Source organism: Streptomyces griseoviridis, assembly GCF_005222485.1.
Classification (GTDB): Bacteria; Actinomycetota; Actinomycetes; order Streptomycetales; family Streptomycetaceae; genus Streptomyces; species Streptomyces hintoniae.
Genome location: NZ_CP029078.1, coordinates 7,785,823 through 7,811,111 on the forward strand (window position 1 = coordinate 7,785,823; position 25,289 = coordinate 7,811,111).

The 25,289-nt window shown below is 73.2% G+C and carries 23 protein-coding genes, 1 tRNA gene and 1 pseudogene; 14 read left to right on the plus strand and 11 right to left on the minus strand.

Annotation, left to right across the window (positions count from 1 at the left end; all coding sequences use genetic code 11):
• Positions 1-16: 16 nt before the first annotated feature.
• Positions 17-790 carry a precorrin-6A synthase (deacetylating) gene (cobF, locus tag DDJ31_RS33715; RefSeq protein WP_127176628.1) on the minus strand — a complete coding sequence of 258 codons (774 nt, stop codon included), beginning with the start codon at positions 788-790 and terminating at the stop codon, positions 17-19.
• Positions 791-974: 184 nt separating this feature from the next.
• Positions 975-1,493 (minus strand): DUF309 domain-containing protein, encoded by a 519-nt coding sequence (locus DDJ31_RS33720; RefSeq protein ID WP_127176627.1) that lies wholly within the window; start codon positions 1,491-1,493, stop codon positions 975-977.
• 100 nt (positions 1,494-1,593) lie between these two features.
• On the opposite strand from DDJ31_RS33720, the gene DDJ31_RS33725 reads away from it, so the two are divergent.
• Positions 1,594-1,667: transfer RNA gene (locus tag DDJ31_RS33725), tRNA-Pro, on the plus strand.
• 133 nt (positions 1,668-1,800) lie between these two features.
• Here DDJ31_RS33725 and DDJ31_RS33730 read toward each other — a convergent pair.
• From DDJ31_RS33730 to DDJ31_RS33745, 4 genes are all read right to left on the minus strand, one after another.
• Positions 1,801-2,154, minus strand: a complete 354-nt coding sequence (locus tag DDJ31_RS33730) for an STAS domain-containing protein (protein ID WP_127176626.1) — start codon at positions 2,152-2,154, stop codon at positions 1,801-1,803.
• A complete protein-coding gene (locus tag DDJ31_RS33735) occupies positions 2,151-3,437 on the minus strand; it encodes a PP2C family protein-serine/threonine phosphatase (RefSeq protein WP_127182478.1) in 1,287 nt (428 codons plus the stop codon). Before DDJ31_RS33735 ends, DDJ31_RS33730 begins: the two co-directional genes overlap by 4 nt.
• Positions 3,438-3,439: 2 nt before the next feature.
• Positions 3,440-4,240: an alpha/beta fold hydrolase gene (locus DDJ31_RS33740; protein ID WP_127176625.1), complete on the minus strand. Its 801-nt coding sequence runs from the start codon at positions 4,238-4,240 to the stop codon at positions 3,440-3,442.
• 498 nt (positions 4,241-4,738) lie between these two features.
• Positions 4,739-6,229: a carboxylesterase/lipase family protein gene (locus DDJ31_RS33745; RefSeq protein ID WP_127176624.1), complete on the minus strand. Its 1,491-nt coding sequence runs from the start codon at positions 6,227-6,229 to the stop codon at positions 4,739-4,741.
• 97 nt (positions 6,230-6,326) lie between these two features.
• On the opposite strand from DDJ31_RS33745, the gene DDJ31_RS33750 reads away from it, so the two are divergent.
• The 3 genes and pseudogenes from DDJ31_RS33750 to DDJ31_RS40120 form a co-directional block, all read left to right on the plus strand.
• Positions 6,327-6,944, plus strand: a complete 618-nt coding sequence (locus tag DDJ31_RS33750) for a TetR/AcrR family transcriptional regulator (RefSeq protein ID WP_127176623.1) — start codon at positions 6,327-6,329, stop codon at positions 6,942-6,944.
• Positions 6,944-7,795: an alpha/beta fold hydrolase gene (locus DDJ31_RS33755; protein WP_127176622.1), complete on the plus strand. Its 852-nt coding sequence runs from the start codon at positions 6,944-6,946 to the stop codon at positions 7,793-7,795. Before DDJ31_RS33750 ends, DDJ31_RS33755 begins: the two co-directional genes overlap by 1 nt.
• A 61-nt stretch (positions 7,796-7,856) precedes the next feature.
• A pseudogene (locus DDJ31_RS40120) lies at positions 7,857-7,952 on the plus strand (IS5/IS1182 family transposase); the annotation flags it as partial.
• Positions 7,953-8,371: 419 nt separating this feature from the next.
• Here DDJ31_RS40120 and DDJ31_RS33760 read toward each other — a convergent pair.
• On the minus strand, positions 8,372-8,701 hold the full coding sequence (locus DDJ31_RS33760) for a ferredoxin (RefSeq protein ID WP_127176621.1): 330 nt from the start codon (positions 8,699-8,701) through the stop codon (positions 8,372-8,374).
• A 699-nt stretch (positions 8,702-9,400) separates the two neighbouring features.
• Between DDJ31_RS33760 and DDJ31_RS33765 the strand changes: the two genes are divergently transcribed.
• The 6 genes from DDJ31_RS33765 (at position 9,401) to DDJ31_RS33790 (ending at position 16,069) form a co-directional block, all read left to right on the plus strand.
• Positions 9,401-10,372, plus strand: a complete 972-nt coding sequence (locus DDJ31_RS33765; RefSeq protein ID WP_127176620.1) for an aKG-HExxH-type peptide beta-hydroxylase — start codon at positions 9,401-9,403, stop codon at positions 10,370-10,372.
• Positions 10,369-11,661 carry a YcaO-like family protein gene (locus tag DDJ31_RS33770; protein WP_164784842.1) on the plus strand — a complete coding sequence of 431 codons (1,293 nt, stop codon included), beginning with the start codon at positions 10,369-10,371 and terminating at the stop codon, positions 11,659-11,661. The genes DDJ31_RS33765 and DDJ31_RS33770 overlap by 4 nt, the downstream gene beginning before the upstream one ends.
• Before the next feature lie 7 nt (positions 11,662-11,668).
• Positions 11,669-12,403: a class I SAM-dependent DNA methyltransferase gene (locus tag DDJ31_RS33775; RefSeq protein WP_127176618.1), complete on the plus strand. Its 735-nt coding sequence runs from the start codon at positions 11,669-11,671 to the stop codon at positions 12,401-12,403.
• Positions 12,404-12,466: 63 nt separating this feature from the next.
• The gene (locus DDJ31_RS33780; RefSeq protein WP_127176617.1) at positions 12,467-13,654 is read left to right on the plus strand and encodes a cytochrome P450; all 1,188 of its coding nucleotides are present in this window, start codon (positions 12,467-12,469) and stop codon (positions 13,652-13,654) included.
• A 199-nt stretch (positions 13,655-13,853) separates the two neighbouring features.
• Complete coding sequence (locus DDJ31_RS33785; RefSeq protein WP_127176616.1) at positions 13,854-15,062, plus strand: glycosyltransferase family 4 protein; 1,209 nt, start codon at positions 13,854-13,856, stop codon at positions 15,060-15,062.
• 26 nt (positions 15,063-15,088) lie between these two features.
• Positions 15,089-16,069 carry an NAD-dependent epimerase/dehydratase family protein gene (locus DDJ31_RS33790; protein ID WP_127176615.1) on the plus strand — a complete coding sequence of 327 codons (981 nt, stop codon included), beginning with the start codon at positions 15,089-15,091 and terminating at the stop codon, positions 16,067-16,069.
• Positions 16,070-16,090: 21 nt separating this feature from the next.
• Here the strand turns inward: DDJ31_RS33790 and DDJ31_RS33795 are convergent, their stop codons facing one another.
• Positions 16,091-16,633, minus strand: a complete 543-nt coding sequence (locus tag DDJ31_RS33795; RefSeq protein WP_127176614.1) for a DUF6328 family protein — start codon at positions 16,631-16,633, stop codon at positions 16,091-16,093.
• A 237-nt stretch (positions 16,634-16,870) separates the two neighbouring features.
• On the opposite strand from DDJ31_RS33795, the gene DDJ31_RS33800 reads away from it, so the two are divergent.
• Entirely contained in the window at positions 16,871-17,656 is a 786-nt protein-coding gene (locus DDJ31_RS33800; protein WP_127176613.1) for a ferritin-like domain-containing protein, read from the plus strand.
• Positions 17,653-18,462, plus strand: a complete 810-nt coding sequence (locus tag DDJ31_RS33805) for a ferritin-like domain-containing protein (protein ID WP_164784841.1) — start codon at positions 17,653-17,655, stop codon at positions 18,460-18,462. The genes DDJ31_RS33800 and DDJ31_RS33805 overlap by 4 nt, the downstream gene beginning before the upstream one ends.
• 104 nt (positions 18,463-18,566) lie before the next feature.
• Here DDJ31_RS33805 and DDJ31_RS33810 read toward each other — a convergent pair whose 3' ends face one another.
• The 3 genes from DDJ31_RS33810 to iolD all read right to left on the minus strand — a co-directional run bounded on the left by DDJ31_RS33810 (position 18,567) and on the right by iolD (position 22,349).
• On the minus strand, positions 18,567-19,553 hold the full coding sequence (locus DDJ31_RS33810) for an ROK family protein (protein WP_240677982.1): 987 nt from the start codon (positions 19,551-19,553) through the stop codon (positions 18,567-18,569).
• Between the two features lie 80 nt (positions 19,554-19,633).
• Entirely contained in the window at positions 19,634-20,419 is a 786-nt protein-coding gene (locus DDJ31_RS33815; protein WP_127176612.1) for a GntR family transcriptional regulator, read from the minus strand.
• A gap of 55 nt (positions 20,420-20,474) precedes the next feature.
• Positions 20,475-22,349, minus strand: coding sequence for a 3D-(3,5/4)-trihydroxycyclohexane-1,2-dione acylhydrolase (decyclizing) (gene iolD / locus DDJ31_RS33820; protein ID WP_127176611.1), 1,875 nt, complete (start codon positions 22,347-22,349; stop codon positions 20,475-20,477).
• An 843-nt stretch (positions 22,350-23,192) separates the two neighbouring features.
• Here iolD and DDJ31_RS33825 point away from each other — a divergent pair.
• Positions 23,193-24,212 carry a substrate-binding domain-containing protein gene (locus tag DDJ31_RS33825; protein ID WP_127176610.1) on the plus strand — a complete coding sequence of 340 codons (1,020 nt, stop codon included), beginning with the start codon at positions 23,193-23,195 and terminating at the stop codon, positions 24,210-24,212.
• Positions 24,212-25,288, plus strand: coding sequence for an ABC transporter permease (locus DDJ31_RS33830; protein WP_127176609.1), 1,077 nt, complete (start codon positions 24,212-24,214; stop codon positions 25,286-25,288). The genes DDJ31_RS33825 and DDJ31_RS33830 overlap by 1 nt, the downstream gene beginning before the upstream one ends.
• The last annotated feature ends 1 nt before the right edge of the window (position 25,289 follow it).

The window sequence follows — 25,289 nt, forward strand, 5'->3', positions numbered from 1 at the left end:
TCGGGTGGCGGGCCGCTCAGCCCCGCTCGGGGTTGCGGCGCAGCAGATACGTGTCCATGATCCAGCCCTTGCGCTCACGGGCCTCGGCCCGTATTCGCTCGATCCGCGGACCGGCCTCGGCGAGCGGCCCGGAGACGAGGATCTCGTCCGGCGTGCCGATGTAGGCGCCCCAGTAGATGTCGATGTCCTGGTCCGCGTACCGCCGGAACGCCTGGTGCGCGTCGAGCATCACCACCACGTCGTCGACGCCCTCGGGCAGCCCCTCGGCGAGCCGCCGCCCGGTGGTGATCTGCACCGGGCCCGCCACCCGGTTCAGGCCGGTACGGTGGCGGGCGACGAGCGCCGAGACACTGCTGATGCCCGGCACCACGTCGTAGGTGAAGGCGACGGCGCCGCGCGCGAGGATCTCGTCGAGGATGCCGAGCGTGCTGTCGTACAGCGCGGGGTCGCCCCAGACGAGGAAGGCACCGCTCTCCTCCTCGCCCAGCTCCTCGGAGATCAGCCGCTCGTAGATGTCCGCGCGCGCACTGCGCCAGTCCCCGACGGCCGGCGAGTACGCGGACCCGCCCGCGGCCCGGTCACGCTCCGGGTCACGGGCCTCGACGACCCGGTACGAGCCGGGCTCCACATGCGCGTCGAGCATGTCCCGGCGCGCGCGCACCAGGTCGGCCTTCACCTCGCCCTTGTCCAGGACGAAGAACACGTCCGTGCCGCGCAGCGCCCGCACCGCCTGGAGCGTCAGCTGCTCGGGGTCGCCCGCGCCGATACCGATGACATGAATCTTTCGCACGCGCCGAGTCTGCCGCACGCCACTGACAACGGGGGCACCGAGGGTGCCGGGTGAGTGGGCAGGGCGGGAGTTCGTGGGGCGGGAGGACGGGCGAGTGCGTGCGGGGGAGGTGGGTGAGTGCGGGGGAGGCGGTGGTGCGGAGGCGCCCTTCACCCTGCCGTCTCCGCGCGTGCAGGCGGGCCTGTCATCCCCGCAGTCTGGGTGCCCGCGCCGCCGCGTCGACGACGTCTCCGGTCGCCTCCACGTGGTCGGCCAGCGCCCTGGCCCACCGCGTCACGCCGCCCAGATCCATCCCGTGGGGCCTGGCCCGCCCGGAATCCCGAGCCCATTCCTCGACGCCCCCGGCGCCGCGCCGCAGCAGCCGGACCCCGCCGGTGAGGTTGCCGCGCGCGGCGTGGGTGAGCCCGACGGCGACCTGGGCGAGCGCCCGCCACAGCGCCCGCTCCTCCGCGGGTCCCGACTTCCAGGCGTCCTCGAACACCTCATGCGCGTGGAACGGCTTCCCCGCGTCCAACAGCGCCTGCGCCTCCACGACGGTCTGTTCCGGCGCCCGCACGATCCCCTCGGGCTGCCGGGCCACCCCCGCCGTGCCGTACGGCAGCGGCCGCCCGAGGCCGTCCCGGGGCCGCGCGTTCCGCGCCCGCCCGTCGCCGTCCCGGTCCCGCCCGTCACTACCGTCCCCGACGCCGCTCGTACCGCTCATACAGCCGATTGTGCCGTGCGGGGACCGTCTTCGGCGTGGCCTCGGACGTGGGGTAAAGTACTGTCCGCACGATCACGCGGTCGCACCGCGTGCGAGACACCGGGACGTGGCGCAGCTTGGTAGCGCACTTGACTGGGGGTCAAGGGGTCGCAGGTTCAAATCCTGTCGTCCCGACTGGAGACAGTCGCAGGTGAGGGGCGGTTTCGGAGTAATCCGAGACCGCCCCTCGGCCGTTCCTGGGGACCGGCACCCCTGACCGCACGCCGAACGTCCCGGCTGACGGGGCCGCCGGGGCGCCGGCGCAGGATCAGCCGGTGGCGGAGCTGCGGGCGGTAGCCGTCGCGGCGTCCGGGTAGAGGGCGAAGACCTGGTCCAGGCCGACGATGCCCAGGATGCGGGCGGTGTTGGCGGGAACCGCGGCCAGGGCTATCTGACCGCCGTGTTCGACGGCCACGCTCCGGGCCGACAGCAACGCGCTGATCCCGCTGGAGTCGCAGAAGTCCAGACCGGCCAGGTCCAGGACCAACACCTGCCCCGCGGCAACGGTCAGGCCGTCCACGGCCTCGCGCAGTTCGGGCGCTGTGTGGTGGTCGAGGTCACCGGTGATCTCCAGTACGGGACCGGTGCCGGCGTCTCGGGCGGTGATCGTGAGTGCTCTCATGTCAGATCTTCGCTCCCGGGGGTGGGAAGGGGCGCGGGCACGCCGAGGGCGAGCAGCGCGGTGTCGTCGTCGAGGCCGTCGCCGAAGGAGGCGAGCAGTTCGCTCAGGGCGGTGATCAGTGCCTTGGGGCCCGTCGGCGGGTGGGCGGCGATGAAGGCGCGCAGGGCGTCCTCCCCGTAGAGCTCGCGCCCGGTTCCGGTGCGCGCCTCGGTCAGGCCGTCGGTGTACAGGAGCAGGGTGTCGCCGGGCAGCAGGTCGGCGCGGGCGGCGGTGAACGGGGCCTGGGGCAGGACGCCGACGAGCAGCCCGCCCGGGGTGGGGAGGTAGTCGGCGCTGCCGTCCGCACGCTTGATCAGTGCGGAGGGATGGCCACCGGAAGCCAGGTGCAGCCCGACGTGGCCGTCGTCGGCCGGTTCGAGAACACCGAATATGGCGGTGCAGTACCGGCCCTCGCCGCTGGCGTACCGCTCGTGCAGCACCGTGTTCAACGTGGTCAGCGCGGTGACGGGGTCGGCGTCGTGCAGGGCGGCGGCACGCAGGGTGTAGCGGGCCAGCGAGGTGACCGCGGCGGCCTGGGGGCCCTTGCCGCACACGTCACCGAGGAAGAACGCCCACCGGCCGCCGTCCAGGGGGAACAGGTCGTAGAAGTCTCCGCCCAGCAGATCAGGGGAGGCCGTGTGGTAGTAGGAGCCGGCCTCCAGGCCAGGTACCGCGGGCAGCTCGGTGGGCAGCAGGCTCTGCTGGAGGGCGGCGAGAGCTTCCTGGAGCCGGGCGCGGTCGGCCTCGGACCGCCTGCGTGCTTCCTCCGCCGCCTTGCGGCCGCGCAGCAGCTCCGCCTCGTAGGCGCGGCGGTCGCGGGCGTCGAAGACGGTGGTGCGAATCAGCAGGGGCTCACCGTTCTCGCTGGTCTTCACCTTCGAGGTGACGAGCACCGGCATCCGCTGCTTGCCTGCGGCCTTGATGTCCAGGGCGATGCCGCTGATCTCCCCCTTCATCTGCAACAGCGGCGCGAAGTGCGTCTCGTGGTAGAGCTTGCCGCCCACGGTGAGCAGGTCGGTGAACCGCATCCGCCCCACCACCCGGGAACGGTCCAGGCCCAGCCATCCCAGCAGCGTGGCGTTGATCTTCGCGATGGTGCCGTCCATCAGCGTCGACAGATACCCGCACGGCGCCTGCTCGTACAGCTCCTCGGTACTGTCCTCCAACAGCGAGGTGAACACCGCGTCCGTGGCGGCTACGTCCTGCTCCTCACCCGGCTCCGGCCCCTGGTCGGTGCGGCACATCATCACGCCTGCCGTAGGAAGTCGGTGATCGCCCTCGCGGTGGCCTGTGGCGCGCTCAGCTGCGGGCAGTGCCCTGTCGCCTCCAAGGTCACCAGCCGACTGCCGGGAACCGTGTCGCGGACGTAGGCGCCGACCTCCGGGGGAGCGATCACGTCCTGCCGGCACTCCAGGATCAGCGTCGGCACCGCGACCGTCTTCAGGTCCTGGCGGCTGTCGGACAGGAACGTCGTGCGGGCGAAGACACCGGCCATGTGCGGGTCGGTCGCGCAGAACGAGGCGGTCAGCTCCTGGCCGAGTTCCGGCCGGTCCGCGTTCCCCATGATCACGGGGGCCATCGCCGCCGACCAGCCCAGGTAGTTGGACTCCAGCGACTCCAGCAGCTCGTCGATGTCCTCGGCGCTGAACCCGCCCCGGTAACCGTCGTCGTCGATGTAGCAGGGCGAGGGAGCGACCATCACCAGCCGGGACAGACGCTGCGGGGCCTTCGCCGCCGCGAGTACCCCGACCATCGCGCTGACCGAGTGCCCCACGAACGTCACGTCCCGCAGGTCCAGTTCCTCGCAGACCTCCAGTACGTCCTGCGCGTAGCCCTCCAGGGAGCTGTAACGCCGCTCGTCCCAGGCGGACGGGTCCGCCCGGCCCGAGCCCACGTAGTCGAGGAGCACCACCCGGTAGCTCTCGGCCAGCGTGGGAGCCACCAGGCGCCACATGTTCTGATCGCAGCCGAACCCGTGCGCCAGCAGGAGCACCGGCCCGTCCACACGGCCGGTGACGGTGACGTTGTTCCTGCGACGTATATCCATACCCACCAGCTTCGCATCTCCCGACGCGGGGGCCTGACGCCGGGATTCCCGGTGCCGTGGGCGGGGAGCGGGTGTCACGGGCGGGGAGCGGGTGTCGCGGGCTGTGGTCGCGTCCGTCCCGTGGGGCGAAGGCCTCGGGGGCGTCGGCGTCGGCGTTGGCGTCGGCGTCGGCGTCGGGCTCGGTCGCGCGCGTGCGGGAAGTAGTCGGCTCATGCGGCGATGTCAGGTCAGGACGAGTCCCGACGGAGCCGGGTGGCCGCGGCGTGGAGGTCGAAGTGTGGGTGGGGTGCGGAGTCCGACGCCCGGAACCAGGAGGGCCCAGGGTGCGCCGGTCCGTCCGCAGGGCATGCCGGTGTCATGCCTGTCACGGGCACCCCGTGTCGTCGGCTGACGGGGCCGGCCGGCGGTCGTGTTCAAGCTCTTCGAGGGAGCAGTTCACGCTGTCCCCGACGGGCGGGAGGGCCGCGGTGCGGCAGCCGTAGCGGCTGGGCCGGACCGTCACGGAAGGTCGAAGGGGGTGGGGGAGTGGCCTTCCCAGATCTGGCGGGATGCCTGTTCGGGGTAGGGGAGAGTCTTCGACTCGGTGTCCAGGACGCGGGTGAGGTGACCGTCGGGCCGGTGGGCGGGCCACCCCGCGTCGCCGGTGGTGACGAAGCGGACCCATGCCTCCTGGAGTTCGCGGGAGAGCGCGACGGCCTCGGGAGTCGGCTCTTCGCCGATGAGCTGGACACCGGCGGGGCTGTCCAGCGTGCCGAACGCCAGGGGCACGTCGAGGCTGTGGCAGGCGCCCAGGATGCCGTCGAGGGCCGGGGCGGCCCAACACAGTTCGAACAGGTACGAGGTGCCACCGGCTGCGGCGTTCGCCTCGGCCAGTCTCTGTGACGGCATGCGGAATAGGGCGTCGGAGTACACCGTCTCCACCAACTCCTCCGGGCCTGCCTGCGGGAACGCGGCACGGTAGGCCCGCGCGCCGTCCGGTCGCGGGGCGTGCCGGTTCAGGGCCGCGTGGGCGTCCTCCTCGGTGAAGGTGCCGTACCGTCCGCTCACGACGCTGAAGTACCGGAACTCGTCCCGGGTGTGGCCGACGAGCAGTTCGGTCCCGCTCGCGCGCGCTTCGGCCGGCGCGGGCCCGGGTGTTTCCGGGAGGACCTCGCCGTCGACGACGGGGCACAGCGCGGTGCCGGTGTCCGCGAGGCGTCCCCAGCTCTCCCGGTGCGCGGGGAGGCCGGCGTTGAAGGCGGTCAGCTCGGCGGCCAGGTGCCACGGGTCGAGGTCGCGCAGGGCCTCGGCGGTGGGGGCCGCCGCGCCGAGCCGGTCCGCGAACGCGGCGGTGACCTCCCGTGCCAGCGCGGGGGTGCTGCGCAGCCCCGGCACCGAATGGGCGATGGCCCGCCGGAACAGGCCGCGCGCGAACTTCATCGACAGCAGGGCGGCGACCGAGCCCGCCCCGGCCGACTGCCCGCCCACGGTGACCCGGCCGGGGTCGCCTCCGAAGCCGGCGATGTTGCGCTGCACCCACTCGAGCGCCGCGATCTGGTCGAGGAATCCGCGGTTGGGCGGCACGTCGTCGAGGAACGCGAATCCCTCCGCGCCCACGCGGCAGTTGAGGGTCACCACGACGACTCCCGCCTTCGCCAGAGCAGCCGGGTCGTACATCGGGTCGCTCGACGCCGCCGAGAGGTAGCCGCCCACGGGGATCCACACCAGCACCGGCAGTCCCGCCGCGCCCGGATCCGGAGTGCCGACGTTGAGCGTCAGCCAGTCGGTGCCCTGCGGGCGCACGTCGATCGGCAGGGACAGCGGCACCAGGGGGCCGAACTCGACCGCCTGCCTCGTCCCGTCCCAGCGGTGCGGCGGCGCGGGCGCGGCGAAGCGGAGCGCTCCGACCGGGGGCTGGGCGTAGGGGATGCCGCGGAACACCGCGTGCCCCTGCCGCCGGCGCCCCTGCACGACGCCTTCCGCGGTCCGTACCTTCGGCTGTCCCGACATGACGTGCCCTTCCGTCGCGTGGACTCCATGGTTCTGGGTCAGGCGTATTATGTCGACTGTATTGGAACGGTTCCCGGTCAGGAGGGAGGGGCCGGCGATGCCCAAACAGGTGGATCACCGCGGGCGCCGCGAAGCGATCGCCCGCGCGCTGTGGCGGGTGGTGGAGCGGCGCGGCGTCACCCAGCTGACGATGCGCGTGGTGGCGCGGGAGGCGGGTATGTCACTCGGGCAGTTGCAGCACTACTTCGCGTCCCGGACCGCCATGCTCTCGTTCGCCATGGATTTCGCGTCCGAGCAGACCTCGGCGCGCGTACACCAGGGGCTCGAAAAGCTCGGTGACCGTCCGCACCCCCGTGACGTGCTGCGACTGACGCTCGCGGAGATGCTCCCCCTGCACGCCGACGCCCGCGCGACAAGCCGGATGAGCGCCGCCTACGTCCTGGAGGCGCTGCACGACCGGGCCGTGCACGAGCAGGCGCGCCGCGGCCTCGTCCAAGGGCGGTCCCTTGTCGAGCAGTTGGTCCGCCAGGCGATCGCCGACGGGCACATCGACTCCGGCCGCGACCCGGCGACCGAGACCAACCTGCTCCTCGCCCTCACCGGCTTCACCTCCCTGATCGAACTCGACGTGATCGAGCCCGAGGACGCGCTCGCCGCGATCGACGTGCATCTGGACCGGCTGTTCAGCGTTCCTCAGCTTCGGAAGGGCGAGTAATGGCCGTGCACGTGACCGTGTGGGACGACCGCGAGAAGGCGGCGGGCAGCGGGGCCCGGACGGCTTCGACGGTCCCGGTGACCACGGTGGCCGCCGCCCCGGCGCTGTTCGTCCACAACATCTTCACCTGGGGCAGCGACTCCACGTACGGGTTCGCCGCGCAGCGCCCCCTCGCCGACAGCCGGCAACTCCTCCTGATGGACCGCCAGGGCTACGGCGACAGTCCCGACATCGCGCGCAGTGACGTCGACGTCGATGCCGAGGACGTTGTGGAGGTCCTCGGCAACGAGGCGCTCGCCGTGGGGCCTGGCGGCGCTCATCTCGTGGGGCACGGGAACGGCGCCGTCGCCGCGCTCATCGCCGCCGCGCGCCGGCCCGACCTCGTCCGTTCCCTCGCCCTCATCCAGCCCTCCGCCTTCTCTGCCGCGGCGCACCATCCCGTCGTCGCCGGCCTCCTCGACCGGGTGCGCGACGGTGCCCCGGGCATCCCGGAGGACGTCACGCCGGAGCAGTATCTCCGGGCGTCCACCGAAGGGCTGGGGATGGACATGCCCGAGCCCACGCCCCGCCGGCTCCGTGCCGTCGCCACATCCATGAGGGAGCGTCCCATCTGGGAGGCGGACATCCCGCTGGAGGCGATCCGGGGCGCCGCCCTGCCGGTCCTGGTGATCTGCGGGACCTGGGAGCACGCGCCGACCGCGTACCGCGAGCACGTGGGGCTGCCCCTCACCGCCGTGGCCGAGTCCCTCACCGGCTCGCTCGCCGGCCAGCTGCTGCGGGTCCCCGGGTACTACCCGCACACCCAGGAACCCGCCCTCGTCAACGCGGCCTTGCGGGAGTTCTGGGACTGAGCCGGTCTCCGCGTGGGCCGCCCGGTCCGCACGGCCACCCCCGGGCCGGCGCCCGTGCGACGTGAGGACGTCACCGGGGATCGTGTCGGATGAGCTGTGGGACCGCATGGAGCCGCTGCTGCCGCGGCGTGAGCGTCCCGCTGCGTGGCCGACTCCTCCCACGTCGGGGCGCTGAGGGGGAGCCGCGCGGGCCCCCGGCGGTCGACCGGGACCGGGGGTGATCCGCGCGGATCCGTCGACATATGAGCAGCCATGTTGTTCCGTTGCTGCTCGTCATCGAAGCGCTGCGAGTATTTCGGGCATTAGGACATAAACGCCGACCACGATCCATGCTCCAGGATCGAAGGAATCCCATTCCTGCGCAGAACACCGCGAATCCGCCTGTGCAGGCCGCGATCGATGGTGCCGTACTCGCGGTCAAGTCACCAAGCCCTTTTTGAGTGTGGTGTGGTTCTGGGTCTTACCGAGGCCGCTTTGATCTCCGGTTCGTTGTCGCCTGGCAGGTTGCCCTCGCCGTAGACGGTGGTCTGGCGTTGGGCGCGTGGTTGCCGACGGCGGCCCGCCACCGTGACGGGATCACGCACGCCCCAGGAGCACCCGCACCCCAAGTCCACCCGCACCCCAAGTCCCACCCGCACCCCCAATCACACCCCCACCCCCGATCACACCCCCCACCCCCTCCTCAGGGAAGACGCTCCGCCCCGTTCCCCGGTCGGTGATCGTGATGGCCTCCATCGGGCACGTGAACGCGGCGTCCAGTACGCGGTCTTCCGGGGTGACCGTGGGGGTGGTCGGTTGTGATCTGCCGGTGTTGTTCAGTGTGAAGCGGCCTGGGGCGGTGCTCGCGCACACGCCTGAGCCGATGCAGCGACGGGTGTCGACCTCGACCGTCCAGTCGTCCGCCATGTGCTTTCCCTTCGTCCACGCGCGCTGTGCCCCCCTTGCTCCCCTCCCCGCGGAATTCTCTTTCCAGAGGCATATGCAATTTCCGGCGACCGTGCCGGTGCAATGGTGAGAATGGTGACTGTGCGGCGCTGAGAGGGGTGTCGCCTCAAATTACCCGGCCCTTTTTTCGGGTGAAAGGCCGTCGCAATCAGCCATCTTCGACCCGGGCTGGAACCGGCTCCGTGGCCGGGACCGGTCCGCCGTTCGGCACCTCGTATGGATCGTGGCCGCCGCGTCGGCGCATGTTCTTTCTCCGCTTCTCAGTGCGCGGAGGTCGAGCCCGCGGGCGGGGCGGGGGCCGGCGGGTGGCGTCGGTGCTCGACATGATCCGCCGCGGTGTCGAGGAGCGCGTTCGGGACGATGTGCCGCTGTCCTGATACCCGCTGCTTTTCCCGCTCCGTTGTTGGCCTCGCCGGTTTCTCCCCTGACGATTCTCCTGCCGGTGAACCCGACCGAGCACGGTAGGGCCGGTGAGGTGAAAGGAATCCTCCATGAACGAGGAAATCGAGCAGCTCACGGACGAAGACCTTCCCGAGCTCGCGCTGATGGTCGACATTCCCTCGCGCGACGAGTCCTGACGGCACCCCCGCACATCGCACCTGCGCGGCGGGCCTTCCCGGGCCCGCCGCACGTCGCTGCCGAGAACCCGGAAGAGGGTGCATGCGCGTCGAACCGGATGCCCAGGAGGCCGTCCACGAGCGGACCCAGGTGCTGCGGCGCCTGCGGCGCGTACTGGAACGGGCGGAGCTGACGCCGCCCGAGCCCGACACGCTGCGCCATCCGGCGGCGGCCGAGGTCGCCCACCTCGCCCAACACGCCCTGCGGTCAGGCCCCTTGGCACCGGAGCGGCAGAGCCGTCTGGCCGCACGCCTCGGACAGGTGCCGCCCGCCGCCTTCGGCCCCGCCGACCCGCAGGACCATCTGAACCGGAGCGTGACCCGGGCGCTGCGCGCCATCCCGGAGCGCAAGGGCGCCGACGGGCAGCCGGTCACCGCCGTCCTCACCGTGTGGGACGAGCGCGAGCGCGCGGCGTTGACGTCGGCCCTCGGCCTGCTCGGCCGGGTCTGGCCCGAAGCCGCCGCCGAGGTGCGGGAGACGGTCACCGAGATCGCGCTGCTCGACGGCGAGGCCATCGACGGGTTCACCGACTTCACCGTCCACGGTGCCGTCCTGGTGCACCGGGCCCGGCTGACGGACAGTGCCGCCGGGCTCCCGGGTCCCGTGCGGTTCGCCGAGGCCCTGGTGCACGAGGGCACCCACACCCGGTGCAACGCCGCCGCCCTGACCGCCCCCTTCCTGACCCCCGACGACGCCCCCGGCGACGCCCACAGCGACCAGCCGCGGGACGCCGACGGCACCGGCCGCGTCCGGGAGTTGCTCGTCGAGACCCCGCTGCGGGCCGACCCCCGGCCGCTGACCGGCCTGTTCCAGCAGACCGTGGTGCTGGCCCGCAGCGTGGAGCTCTACCGGCGGCTCACCGGTCTCGGCCCCGCGGTCGACTCGCGGCGCGCCACCCTCCTGCGCGGAGCCCACCAGGCCGTGGACACCCTGGGCACGCACACCGGCCGGCTCACGGACCACGGGAAAGAGCTGCTCGCGGAGTGCGACGGGCTCATCGGAGCGGCCGCGTGACGCCCTGGACACCCCAGGTGTTCGCGCCCTACCCGGGCCGGCCCGACCTGCTGTTCGCGCGGGTGGCGGCCCGCTCCGCCGCGTTCGACGGCACCAGCGCCGCCGGGGGAGCGCCGGTCCTCGTCGGCAGCGCCGCGGGCCACGACCGCGACCAGGTCGCCGTCGGCGCGCGCGGTGAGCTGCTGGAGCGGCTCGGCAACGTGATGGCGGGGCGCGCGGCCGAAGCAGCCGCCGAACTGGTCGGCACCCGCGCGGAACTGCGCCGCACCGGGACACCCGTCCTCGAACCGCACCCGGGCGCCGACACCCGACGGCTCTGGGTGCGCGGCCGGACCGCGGGCGGCGCCGAGGTGTGCGTCCCGGCGGGCGCTGCCTTCCTCCAGCACCGGCCCCCGGCCGGCTGCGACGCCGCCAGGACGGCGGGCTCCACCGGCATCGCGGCCCACCCCGACCGGCGGGCAGCGGTACGCCACGCGGCATGGGAAGTACTCGAACGCGACCTCGTACGGCGCAGCTGGTACGGGCTCACGGACCGGCCACCGCACCTGATCCCGTTCGACGCCCCGCCGGTGCTCGCCGCCCACCTCGACGACAGCGCGCTCACCACGACGGCCTTCGCCCTCCCCGCCCCGCCCGCCACGGCCTGCGTCGTGGTGTGCCTGCACCGGCCTGACGGCACCGGCCAGGCGTTCGGGGCCCGCTGCGGACCGGCGGACACGCTCGCGGCGCTCACCGAGAAAGCCGCCTACGAGGCGCTCATGGTCCGGTGGAGCATCCGCACCCCGGTGGCCCGCACGACCTGGGCGCGCTGGCACGGGACGACGCCACCGACGACCGCCGTCCAGCACGCGCTGTGGGCCTTCCACCGCCAGGACAGCCTGGCGCTGTGGAACGTGGGTCCGTTCTCCGCCGCCGCCCCACCCACGTACGCCTCGACGTCGGAGCCGCCCGCGTACGCCTCGACGTCAGATCCGTTCGCGTACGGCGGGACATCCGACCCGCGCGCGCCCGGCGCGAAACCGAACCCGCGCGCGCCCGGCGCGAAACCGAACCCGCGCGCGCCCGGCGCGCCATCGGCGCCGTCCCCGCCATCACCCCCGCCCCCGCCCCGCCCCGCGCCGGACCCGCTCGACGTGCTCGCCGTTCACACCGGTCAGGACGTCGTCCTGATCGACAGCACCTCGGCCGCCGCCCGCGACGCCGGGGTCGAGGTGGTCCGCGTGCTCGCCCCCGGCACCCGCCCGCTGCCGTCCGGGACCGGACCCGGGCACCCCCACCCCTTCGGCTAGGAGCCCCATGCCATCCGACACCGCGCGGCCGAGCCCCGGCTACGCCGCCGACTTCGCCGACGACTACGACCGCTGGTTCGGCAAACCGGGGATCACCGGCGCGACCGTCGACGCGCTCGCCGCCCTCGCAGGTCACGGGCCGGTCCTCGAACTCGGCGTCGGCACCGGCCGCGTCGCCCTGCCGCTGCGGGCACGCGGTCTGGCGGTGCACGGCGTCGACGGGTCCGAGGCGATGGTGCGCAGGCTGCGGGCCAAGCCGGGCGGCGACGAGATCCCGGTGACCGTCGGCGACTTCGCCGAGGTGCCCGTCGACGGCAGCTTCAGCCTGGTCTACCTGGCCGGCGGCACCTTCGCGGAACTGCCCGACCAGGCGGCCCAGGTCCGCTGCTTCGGCAACGCGGCGGCGCGGCTGGCACCGGGCGGCCTGTTCGTGCTCGACGCCCATGTGCCCGAGGCGCTGGCGGCGGCCGGACCCGAGATCGTCGCCGAGGGCGAGGACCTCCTGGTGCTGTGCCACCGCAGGCTCGACACCGCGGCGCAGCGCTACCACTCGCACTACGTCGTCCACGAGGGCGGAGCCACCCGGCACCTGCGCGTCGCGTTCCGCTACGCGGGACACGGGGAGCTGGACCTGATGGCCGCTCAGGCGGGCCTGCGTCTCAAGGAGCGCTGGGGCGGCTGGACCGGGGCGCCCTTCACGGGCGACAGCGCCTACCACGTCTCCGTCTACGAACGCCCCTGACCCACCACCCGACCAGCGCGCCGACCAGGACGGCCACCCCTTGACGCGTCGACGGAGGCCCCGATGAACCAGCCGGAACAGCTCAGGGAGTTCCCCTTCCCGCACCGGGACGGCCTCGACCCCCTGCCCGAGTTCGCCGAACTGCGCCACAGCGCCCCGGTCGTCCGGGTCCGGATGCCGAGCGGGGACACCGCGTGGCTGGTCACCCGGCACGCGGACGTGCGCCGGGTGCTGGCCGACCCGTGCTTCAGCCGGGCACGGGCGACCCGGGGCTCGGGACCGCGGTACGCCCGCACGACCACGTTGCCCGACTCGATCCTCGCCGCCGACCCGCCCGACCACTCCCGGCTGCGCCGGCTGGTCGCGCCCGCCCTCGGCGGACGCCGGGCCGAGACGATGCGCGGCGCCATCGCGCTGCTGGCCGACGAACTGCTGACGGACCTGGAACGACGGCCCACGCCCGCCGACGCCGTCGCGGGCTTCACCCGGCCGCTGCCGCTGACCGTGATCTGCGACCTGCTGGGGACGCCCCGCGTCGACGGCGACCGGCTCGACGCGTGGAACGACGCGCTGCGCAGCCTCACCGCGATGCCGGACGCCGAGGTCACGGCGGCGGTCGACGACATGACCGGCTACCTGGCCCGGCTCGTCGCCGCCAAACGCGCCCACCCGGGCGACGACCTGCTCAGCGCGCTCATCGCCGCCCGGGACGCGGGCGACCGGCTGAGCCAGGACGAGCTGATCTCGTTCTGCGTCGTCCTGCTCGCCGGCGGCTACGGCACCACCGCCGACCGCCTCGCCGGCTTGATCCACCTGCTGCTCGACCAGCCGGACCGCTACGACCTGCTGGTCCGTGAACCGCGCCGGATCCCCGACGCCGTCGAGGAACTCCTGCGGTACGCGCAGGTCACCGTCGGGGCGAACCTGCGGGTGACCACCGGGACCGTGACGCTGAGCGGGGTGGAGATCGCGGAGGGCGAGGCGGTGATCGCGCTCACCTCGTCCGCCAACCACGACGAGGACGTCCATCCCGCACCCGACCTGCTCGACCTGACCCGGGCCGCCCCCGCCCACCTGGCCTTCGGGCACGGCGCCCACTTCTGCGTCGGGGCGCAACTCGCCCGGGTGCAGCTCCAGGAGGCGCTCGCGGCTCTGGCGCGGCGCCTCCCGACCCTGTGCGCGGCGGGCAGCCCGGAGTGGAAGCGCGGCCAGATCACCCGGTCCCCGCGGACCCTGCCGGTGCGCTGGTGAGCCGGGCGGCGGGCGCCAGGACGGCTCGCACCCGGCTCCAGGAGAACCCCGTGCCCCCACCGGGCCCGGTCCACCGGACCCCGGGCCGCGGCCGGCGCCCACGACCGGCCGCGTCAGCACCGGCCGACCGCGGGCGGCGCCCCCGACCGGCCGCGCCCACACCGGCCGACCGGATCGACGAGAGCGGAGAGCGGTAACCATGCGCATCGCGTACCTGCACGGCGGCAGCATCCCCTCCTTCTTCGCCAACGGCGTCCACGTCATGCGCATGTGCGACGCGTTCACCGGTGCCGGGCACGACGTCACCCTGTACTCCCTGCCCGGCACCTACACCGACCAGGACCCGTACACCTACTACGGCGTCAGGCACCGCTTCCCGATCCGGCTGGTCCCCGCCCCCGACTACACCCCGGACGGCTACCGCAGGCGCGGCGAGGACATCAGAGACCTGCTGACCGGTGACGCCGTCCCCGACCTCCTCTACGCCAGGGACCCGCACACCCTGGCCGTCACCGCCGACCTGGCCCCGTTCGTGTACGAGGTCCACCAACTGCGCAGGGATCTGCCCGACGGTGCGGAGAGGGCCCTGCTCAGCCATCCGCGGCTGGCGCGGATCGTGGTCGTCACCCACGCGCTCGCCCACGACCTCCGGGCGGCGTACCCGGACCTGGGCACGCTGCCGATCGAGGTCGCCCCCGACTGCGCCGACCCGCCGGACGCCGCCACCATGGCCGGACCGCCCCCGCTGCCCGGACGCCCCGACGCGCCGACGATCGGCTACGTCGGGCACCTCTACGACGGGCGCGGCATCGACCTGATCATCGAGCTCGCCGGGCTGCTGCCCGGCTTCGACTTCCATCTGGTCGGCGGCACCACCGAGGACCGGGCCCGCTGGGAGGAGTCCTGCCCGCACCCCAACCTGTACTTCCACGGGCACCGGCCGCCCTCCGAACTCCACCGGTACTTCCCGCTGTTCGACGTCGTCCTCGCCCCGCACCAGCCGAAGGTCTACACCTGGGGCAGGCTCGACGAGATCGGCCGCTGGACCTCCCCGATGAAGCTGTTCGAGTACATGGCGCACGGCCGCGCCATCGTCGCCTCCGACCTCCCGGTCCTGCGCGAGGTGCTCCAGGACCGCGTCAACTGCCTGCTGCGCCCGTCCGACGCGCCGCACGCGTGGGCCGACGCCCTCACCGCGCTGATCGCCGATCCGCGGCTGCGCGCCTCGCTCGGCGAGGAGGCCAGGCGGCAGTTCCTCGCGCGCTACACCTGGCGCCACCGCGCCGACCAGGTCCTCGCCGGCCTCGTACCGCTGGGCACAGGCGAACTCGGGGCGCCCGCCACCGGGGGCGCCGCCCTCTCGTCCGCCGGCCGCCACGCGGCGGACACCGCGGCCGTCAACGACTGATCCGATCCACGCGTCCAGGGGGTTCCGTGCGCCACGGCAGCGATCAGCGGCAGGCACCGAGCAGAGTCGTCGTCACCGGGGCCGCGGGCTTCATCGGCTCGCACCTCGTCGAGGCACTCCTCGCCGACGGGAACACCGTCGTCGGCGTGGACCGCCGCGCTCCCCACACCGACCCGGCGGCGGCGCTCCATCTGGAACGTGCCCTCACACACCCCCGCTTCTCCCTGGTCACCGCCGACCTGCGGACCTGCCCGCTCGCCGTCCTGTTCCGGCACTCCCGCGCGGTCTTCCACCTCGCCGCGCTGCCCGGGGTGCGCGGCTCGTGGGGCGAGCGGTTCGGCGAGTACGCGTCGAGCAACGTCTTCGCCACCGAACGCGTGGTGTCGGCCTGCGAGGAAGCCCGCGTTCCGCGCCTCGTCTACGCCTCCTCCTCCAGCGTCTACGGCAGCGGCGCGGGCGCCACCCAAGAGACGACCGCACCGCACCCCGAATCCCCCTACGCGGTCAGCAAACTCGCCGGGGAGCAGCTCTGCCTGGCCCACGCGGGCCAGGCCGGCGCCACGCTCACCGCGGTGGTGCTGCGGCTGTTCACCGTCTACGGTCCCCGCCAACGCCCCGACATGCTCATCGGCCGGGCCCTGGCGGCGGCCCTCGGCGGCCCTGAACTGACGCTGTACGGGGACGGCGGCCACTCCCGCGACTTCACCTTCGTCGGCGACGTCGTCCGCGCCGCCGTCGCCGCCGCGACCCGCCCCGCCGGCACGAGCGTCATCAACGTCGGGGCCGGCGTCAGCACCAGCGTGGCGGAGGTGCTGTCCACCGTCGAGGAGCTGACCGGCCACCCGGTGCCCGTCGTCCGCCTGCCCGCCCAGGCCGGCGACGTGGACGCCACGCTCGCCGACCGGTCGCGCGCGGCGGAGCTGCTGGGCTGGGCGCCGCGCACCACCCTCCGCCAGGGCGTCTCCCGGCAGCTCGCCCACCTCACCGCCGACGCGCTGCGCACCTGACCTCGCGCCCGCCCGGCGCCGTCAGGCGGAAGGGCGCGGGGCCGACGGCGGCGGAGGCGGCGGCAGCGGCGGGGCCGGCCGGCGCAGCGTCTTCGGCAGGACGAACCAGAGGCCGGTGAAGAGGAGCAGCGTCAGCGCGGTCACGACGCAGGCCGCGGTCCTGCCGAGGACCACGTCGATGATCAGCAGGACGGCCCCGTTCAACGCGAGGGCCAGGAAGAACAGGCCCATTTCGGCGAGCCGGGTGGAGAGTTCGACGATGCGGGTCTTGGCGCCCCGGTGGAAGAGGGCCCGGTGCAGGGCGACCGGGGTCGCGAGGACCGCCGAGGAGACGACCGTCAGGAGCAACGTGACGACGTAGGTGAGGCGTTCGAAGCGGTCGAGGGACGGGAACCGGGCGGTGAACGCCACCCCGAGCAGGAACGCGAAGACGATCTGCACACCGGTCTGCACGACCCGCAGCTCCTGCAGAAGCTCGACCAGGTTCCGGTCGGCCCGCTGCGCCGGTGTCTCCTGACCGGGGAAGAACTCGAGGCGGCCCAGGGGGTCGGGCGTATGCGACATGACGCCCATTGTGCTCGCGGGCGGCCGCGCCGACCCCCGCGACGTCCCGGACGGCGCGGGGGCACCGGAATCCCACACTCCCGGGGCGTCATGGACGACCCGCGTCCCCGCCTCTCGATCGGGTGAAGGAGGAGACCGGACGGCCGACCGGCGGAGGGCGGTCGTGAGGGGGCGCCGGTTGGGTGGTCGGTGGGCGTGCCCGCGGTGGTGCGGGTGCCGACACGGAGAGGGGGTGTGATGGGCGGACAGCGCATCGACACCCGGCTGCTGGAACAACTCACCGAGCGGTCACAGGACCTGAACAGCGACGCGTTGCGGATCACCGGCCGCGCCCTGGCCGACTTCGGCGAGGCGAACGAGCCCGACGCCCGGTGGTGGCGGCGCGGCGGCGTGCCGGCCGGGGCGCTCGGCGCGGCGGCGCTGTTCGGCTCGGGCCGGGCCGTGGCCGCGACGTCGAAGAACGACATCATGGCGCTCCAGACCGCCGCGTCGCTGGAGAACCTGGCGGTGAGCGTCTACCGGACGGCCGCGGGGCTGGCGTTCATCAAGGACGGCAACAGGACGGTGCTGGCCTTCCTCACCAAGACCATGCGGCAGCACGAGGAGCACGCCAAGGCGTTCAACGCGGCGGCCACCCAGGGCGGCGGCACGGCGCAGACCGGCACCGACCCGAAGTACGCGGCCGTCGTCAAGCAGACCCTGCCGACGCTCAAGGGCTCGGCGGACGTGGTGAGGCTGGCGATCTCCCTCGAGGACGTGGCCGCGCAGACCTACACCAAGAACGTCGGCCAGGTCGGCGACGCCCGGCTGCGCCGGCTGTTCGGCTCGGTGGCGCCCGTCGAGGCGCAGCACCGGGCGACGCTGCTCGCGGTGCAGGCGCTCCTGAAGGCCGGTGACGAGAGCCTCGTCGCGATCCCGACGGACGTCGCCGGACTCCCGGCCGACGTGGGCGGTGTCGGCTTCCCCGACGCGTTCTACCCCACCGGCAAGGCCTCCCCGATCACCGAAGGAGCCGTCACGTGAGTACCGCGCGCGGCGGCCGTGAACTGCCCGTCAGCGAGGAGCAGTTGACCCGGCTCACCCGGGAGACGGACGAGGCGCACCGGGCGACCCTGCCGGTGATGCGGCGGAGCGCGGCCGGGCTGGCCGAGCGGCTCAGGGACGAGGAGCGTGAGAGAGCCGCCCGCCCCGGCCGTCGCACGTTCCTGCTGGGCGCCACGGGCGTGGGCGCGGCGTTCGCGCTCGCGGCCTGCTCGGGCGGTGGGAACTCCGCCTCGGCGCCCGCGGGCATCGACGTGGCCGGCGATGTCGCGAGCAAGGCCGGCTACTCCGGTGACCTGCGGCTTGTCGCGCTGTCGGTGGCGCTGGAGAACCAGGCCGTGGGCGCCTACAAGGCGACGCTGGCCGCCGCGAAGGCGGGCAGGCTCGGCACCGTGCCCCCGGCGGTGTCGACGTTCGTGTCGACGGCGATGGCCCAGCACGCCGATCACGCCGAGACCTGGAACAGCGTGCTGACCGGCGCGGGCAAGCCGGCCGTCACCGATGTGCCGCTGTCGAACCAGAAGGAGGTGGCGGCGGCGCTCGGCAGGGCGACCAGCGTGAGCGACGCCGCCGAGCTGGCGCTCACGCTGGAGGACCAGGCCGCGCAGACGTACCTGTACGCGATGTCCCACGTGCGGAGCGCGTCCGGGATCGAGACGGCGGCCACCGTCGCGCCCGTCGAGGCGATGCACGCGGCGATCCTGCGCTTCGTCCTCGGGCGGTACCCGGTGCCGGACGCGTTCCTGCCGGTCGGCAAGGCCGCGAAGCCCAGCCTGCTGACGGTGTGACGGGCCGGCCCGTCCGCTCCCCGCACCGGCCGCCGGGGAGCGGCGGGGCCCGCCGTCAGCGCCGGTCCTCGGCGCGCGCCGTCGTCCCGTGCGGGACGGGCCCCTCACACTCCGGTGGGCCGGCCCGTGGTCGCGGTCTCTGCCGCGAGCAGGGCCGCGCCCAGCGCGCCCGCCCGGTCGCCCAGCAGCGCCCTGGTGATCACCGGGCGGCGGTGGAAGGTCAGACCGTCGGTCACCCGCCGGTTCAGCGGGTCGAGGAGCAGGTCACCGGCGGACGACAGGCCGCCGCCGATCACGACGGTGTGCGGGGCGAGGACGGCGGCCAGCCAGCAGACCGCCGCCGCCAGGGCGTCCACCGCCTCCCGCCACACCGCGACGGCGACCGGGTCACCGGCGGCGACCAGCGCCGCGACCTCCTTCGCGCCGTCGGCGGGCCGCCCTGACGCGCGCCGGTAGCGGCGTGCGACGGCCGCGGCCGACGCGACGGCCTCCAGGCAGCCGGTCAGACCGCAGACGCAGGGCTCGTCGGAGGCGACCCGGACGTGCCCGATCTCGCCCGCGGCCCCGCCCGCCGCGTACGGGCGGCCGTCGAGGAGCAGCGCGGCGGCGATCCCGGTGCCCAGCGGCAGGAAGACGACGGTGTCGCGGACCCCGGCGGCGGCGCCGAGACGGCTCTCCGCGAGGCCGCCGGCCCGTACGTCGTGGCCGAAGGCGACGGGCAGCCCGGTGCGGCGGGCGAACAGGTCGGCGAAGGGCACGTCGCGCCATCCGAGGTTCTCCGAGTGGACGGCCGTGCCGTGCCGTTCGTCCACGGTGCCGGGCACGACGAGACCCGCCGCCGCCAGGGGCGCGGGGCCGCGCACGCCGAGTTCCTCGGTGAGCCGCCCGGCCAGTTCGACGACGCGCTCGGCGACGCCGGGTCCCGGCCTCGGGGTGGGCCGGTGGGCCTCGGCGAGGACGGTGCCGGTGGCGTCGGTGAGGACGGCCTTGGTGAAGGTGCCGCCGACGTCGACGCCGACCACGGGCCCGGCGGGGACCGGGGCCGAGCCGGTGGCCGTGGCGGACGTCGACGCTCTCTCCGAGGTGGACACAGGACTCCCACGGTGCGCGTTGATGCAATATCCGACCGGTTATCGCGCACATTTAAGCATGCAGGGGGTGGTGGCGAGGCTCAGGGGCGGACCAGCAGCCGGAAGTCGAACGCGTACCGGGACGCCCGGTAGACATGGGTGCCGAACTCGACCGCGCGGCCGGTGTCGTCGTAGGCCGTGCGCTCCATGGTGAGCAGCGCCGCGCCCGGCCGCTCGTCGAGGCGCGCGGCCTCCTCGGGGGCGGCGGAGCGGGCGCCCACCGTCTGGCGGGCGCTGTGCAGGGTGATGCCGGCCGTGCGCATCATGCGGTAGAGGCCGGTCGCCTCCAGACGCGCGGTGTCCAGGTCGAGCAGGGTGGCGGGCAGGTAGTTGCACAGGTACGCCATCGGCTGGCCGTGCGTGCTGCGCAGCCGTTCCAGGGCGACGACCTCGGCGCCCTCCGCGATGCCGAGCGCGGCGGCCACCTCGGAGCGGGCCGCCTCGCGTTCGTTGCGCACCACCCGCGTGGTCGGGCCCTGGCCCGCCGCCTCCAGGTCGTCGTAGAGGCTGCTGAGTTCGAGCGGGCGCTTGACCTGGCTGTGCACGACCTGGGTGCCGACGCCCCTGCGGCGCACCAGCAGGCCCTTGTCGACCAGCGACTGGATGGCCTGCCTGACGGTGGGCCTGGACAGTCCGAGCCGGGTCGACAGGTCTATCTCGTTGCCGAGCAGGTTGCCGGGGGCGAGGACGCCGTGCTCGATCGCCGACTCCAGCTGCTGGGCGAGCTGGTAGTAGAGCGGCACGGGACTGCCCCGGTCCAGGGCGAAGTCCACGGAGTCGAGCGCGGGTGCGGACGCGGACCTGGTGGTGCCGCCGGTCTTCGCCATGGGGCGGGTCTCCCTCGGAAGCGGGGTCAGGAGCGGCTGGGGGAACCGGGCCGGGTCACAGGTGCCTGCGCCGCGCGGCGACCTGCCGTTCGTACTCCTCGCGGGCGCGCACGGCGGCCTCGCGGGACGCGGTCGCGGCGACCGGCACGTCCCACCACGCCTCGGCCGGGGGCGCGGTCGCGGTGGCGGTGTCGGTCTCGACGTACACGCAGGTCGGGCGGTCGGAGGCGCGGGCCGCGGCGAGGGCGTCGCGCAGCTCGCGGACCGTCGTGGCACGCAGCACGTCCATGCCGAGGCTGCCCGCGTTGGCCGCGAGGTCGACGGGCAGCGGGTCGCCGCTGAAGGTGCCGTCGGCGGCCCGGTAGCGGTACGCGGTGCCGAACCGTTCACCGCCGACGGACTCGGAGAGGCCGCCGATGGAGGCGTACCCGTGGTTCTGGATGAGCAGCAGGTTGACCGGCAGCCCCTCCTGGACGGCCGTGACGATCTCGGTCGGCATCATCAGATAGGTGCCGTCGCCGACCAGCGCCCAGACCGGGGTGTCCGGGGTCGCCTGCTGGACGCCGATCGCCGCCGGGATCTCGTAGCCCATGCAGGAGTAGCCGTACTCCAGGTGGTACTGGCGGCGACCGCGCGCCCGCCACAGCTTGTGCAGGTCGCCGGGGAGCGAGCCGGCCGCGTTGATCACCACGTCGTCGTCGCCGACCACCGCGTCCAGGGCGCCGAGGACCTGGGTCTGGGTGGGCACGGCGTCGTCGTCGCCCCGGTAGGCGGCCGCCACGACCCGCTCCCAGCGCTCCTTGCCCGCCCGGTACTCCGCCTCGTACCCGGCGTCGACCCGGTGCCCGGCGAGGGCCTCGGTGAGCGCGTCGAGGCCGGTGCGGGCGTCCGCGACCAGGCTCGACGCGGCCAGCTTGTGCGCGTCGAAGGCGGCGATGTTGAGGTTGACGAACCGGACGTCCGGGTTCTGGAAGAGGGTGTTCGAGGCGGTCGTGAAGTCCGTGTAGCGGGTGCCGACGCCGATCACCAGGTCCGCGGCGCGCGCGAGGTCGTCGCAGACCGCGGTGCCGGTGTGGCCGATGCCGCCGAGGTCGGCGGGGTGGTCGTGGCGCAGCGAGCCCTTGCCCGCCTGGGTGGAGGCGACCGGGATGCCGGTGGAGTCGACCAGCGCCCGCAGCGCGTCCTCCGCCCCGCTGTGGTGCACCCCGCCGCCCGCGACGATCAGCGGGCGCGCGGCCCGCTCGATCGCCCGTGCCGCCGCGGCCAGTTCGGCCGGGTCGGGCGCCGGGCGCCGCACCCGCCAGATCCGCTCGGCGAAGAACTCCTCGGGCCAGTCGTACGCCTCGGCCTGCACGTCCTGGGGGAGGGCGAGGGTGACCGCGCCGGTCTCGACCGGGTCGGCGAGCACCCGCATGGCGTGCAGCGCCGCCGGGATGAGCGCCTCGGGGCGGGTGACGCGGTCGAACCAGCGGGAGACCGGGCGCAGGGTGTCGTTGACCGTGAGGTCCGCCTCGACCGGGTGTTCGAGCTGCTGGAGCAGCGGGTCGGCGGCCCGGGTGGCGAAGGAGTCGCCCGGCAGCAGCAGCACCGGCAGCCGGTTGACGGTGGCCAGCGCGGCGCCGGTGACCAGGTTCGTGGCGCCCGGTCCGATGGACGTCGTCACCGCCATCGCGGAGAGCCGGTCGAGCTGGCGGGCGTAGCCGACCGCCGCGTGCACCATCGCCTGTTCGTTGCGGCCCTGGTGGTAGGGCATCGCGTCCTCGCCGGCCTCCAGGAGGGCCTGGCCGAGCCCGGCGACGTTGCCGTGGCCGAAGATGCCCCAGGTGCCGGCGATCAGCCGCTGCCTGACGCCGTCGCGCTCGGTGTACTGGACGGACAGGAAACGCACCAGGGCCTGAGCGACGGTCAGGCGGCGGGTGGGGCTGCTCATCAGGACTTCTCCGGTGCCGTGGGGAGGGGGAAGCGGGCGTCGACCGGCTGGTCGGGACGGGTGCCGCGGGTCCGGGCGTGATCCGGGTGGCCGCGGACCGGCCGGGCCCGCTGTGGCCCGGGGCCGGTCGCACGGCGCGGGGGCTTCTGGTTCCTCGGGGTCATGCGAGCCCCACCGCCCGGGGGTGCGCGGTGCTCGACAGCACCGTAGGTTTTCGGTCAAGTCCTGGCCGGGCGCCGTGCTGCGTCCGGGCGGGTGGTGTCGGCCCCGATGGGCGCGAGCGGGACGGGAGGCGGAGGTGAAGAGGGAAGTCGTCCGGTGTGCGGGCCGTGGGCGTGGCCGTCCGCGCCGTGGTGGCGGTCCGCGCGGTGAGAGCCGTCGGGATTGGCCGGAAATCGCCCGCCGTCACCTTCGACGCAGAACCGCCTTGGAATTCGCCGAAGGTCTCCACCTGGGCCAGTGGTGCGCGAGACTGCAAGGCGTAAAGATCGACTCCGACGCGTCCCATGGTGATCAGGTCGTAGGGCTGGGCTGACTCGGCCATGCGCGACGCTCCTAGAGCTGTGCCGGGAGGGCGGAATCCCAGGGGGCCGCCGCATCCCAGGTGTAGACCTCGGGGAGTGAGCCTGTCAATACTTTGTACTTACATTCGGACCTGTAAGTGAAATGATGTCTTAACAAAGTATTGACAGCGGGCGCGTCAGGGGATTTGATCCCGTCCCAGCGCAACAGCCGCGTTCGCGGCGACGGTCCGGACCTGAACACCAGACTCCGGGCCGGGAACCTCACGGTTGGCCGAGGTTCTCCCCGTCTCCCCCCGTCGCACAGTGAGGTGCAGGACAGATGGAACGCTCTTCTCGCTTTCGCTCCCGCCGTATCGCCCCGGTGATCGCCGTGGCCGCGGCAGCGGCCCTGACGCTCGCGGGCTGCTCCAGCAGCTCCGGCGGCAAGAAGTCCGAGGAAGGCGCTTCCAACGCTTCCGCGGGCAAGGCCAGTACGCCCCGCATGACCGTCGCCCTGGTCACCCACCAGGCGCCGGGCGACACCTTCTGGGACATCGTCCGCAAGGGCGCCGAGGCGGCCGCGGCCAAGGACAACATCAAGCTCGTCTACTCCGCCGACCCGAGCGCGGGCAACCAGGCCAACCTGGTGCAGAACGCGATCGACCAGAAGGTCGACGGCATCGCCATCACCCTCGCCAAGCCCGACGCCATGAAGGCCGTCGTGGCCAAGGCGACGGCGGCGAAGATACCGGTGGTCGGCCTCAACTCCGGTCTGAGCGACTGGAAGAAGCTCGGCCTGCTGGAGTTCTTCGGCCAGGACGAGACGGTGACGGGTGAGGCGCTCGGCAAGCGGCTGAACGAGGAGGGCTCCAAGCGGGCCGTCTGCGTCGTCCAGGAGCAGGGCAACGTCGGTCTGACCCAGCGCTGCGACGGCGTCAAGAAGACCTTCTCCGGCAAGCTGGACACGCTGTACGTCAACGGCACCGACATGCCGTCCGTGCAGTCGACCATCACCGCCAAGCTCAAGCAGGACAAGGCCATCGACTACGTCGTCGCGCTCGGCGCCCCGTTCGCGCTGACCTCGGTGCAGTCGGTGTCGGACGCCGGCAGCAAGGCGAAGATCGCGACCTTCGACCTCAACAGCCAGCTGACCGGCGCCATCAGCAAGGGCACCATCCAGTTCGCCGTCGACCAGCAGCCCTACCTCCAGGGCTACCTGGCCGTCGACTCGCTGTGGCTCTACAAGAACAACGGCAACTACAGCGGCGGTGGCGAGGCTCCCGTGCTGACCGGTCCCGCCTTCGTGGACAAGTCGAACGTGGAGAGCGTCGCCAAGTTCGCCGCGAAGGGCACCAGGTGATGACCATGACCCAGCAGGCTGAGCCGGCGGTGACCCGACCGCCGGCTCCCGGCCCCCGGGCCACCGACGGCCGCACCGCCCAACGCCCCCTGGTGCTCAGGCTGTTGGCCCGCCCCGAGGTCGGGGTCTTCCTCGGCGCCGTCGCCGTGTTCGTGTTCTTCCTGATCGCCGCCCCCGCGGTCAGGCAGGGCAGTTCGATGGCGACGGTGCTCTACCAGTCGTCCACCATCGGCATCATGGCGCTGCCGGTCGCGCTGCTGATGATCGGCGGCGAGTTCGACCTCTCCTCCGGTGTCGCCGTGGTCAGTTCGGCGCTCACCGCGAGCATGCTCAGCTACCAGCTCAGCATGAACATCTGGGTCGGCGTGGTCGTCGCCCTGCTGGTGTCCCTCGCGATCGGCGCGTTCAACGGCTGGATGGTGGTCAGGACAGGACTGCCCAGCTTCCTGGTCACCCTGGGCACCTTCCTGATCCTCCAGGGCGTCAACCTCGCCGTCACCAAGATGATCACCGGCAACGTGGCGACCGACGACATCAGCAACATGGACGGCTTCGACCAGGCCCGCGCCCTCTTCGCGTCGTCGTTCGACATCGGCGGCGTCCAGGTGAAGATCACCGTCTTCTACTGGCTGGTCTTCGCCGCGCTCGCGACCTGGATCCTGCTGCGCACCAAGTACGGCAACTGGATCTTCGCCGTCGGCGGCAACAAGGACTCCGCGCGGGCCGTCGGCGTCCCGGTGAAGTTCACCAAGATCACTCTGTTCATGGGCGTCGGCCTCGGCGCCTGGTTCATCGGCATGCACCAGCTGTTCTCCTTCAACACCGTGCAGTCGGGGGAGGGCGTCGGCCAGGAGCTGATCTACATCGCGGCGGCGGTCATCGGCGGCTGCCTGCTCACCGGCGGCTACGGCTCCGCGATCGGCCCGGTCTTCGGCGCCTTCATGTTCGGCATGGTCAACCAGGGCATCGTGTACGCCGGTTGGAACCCCGACTGGTTCAAGGCCTTCCTCGGCGTGATGCTGCTCGGCGCCGTGCTCATCAACTTGTGGGTCAGCCGCACGGCGACCCGGAGGTGAC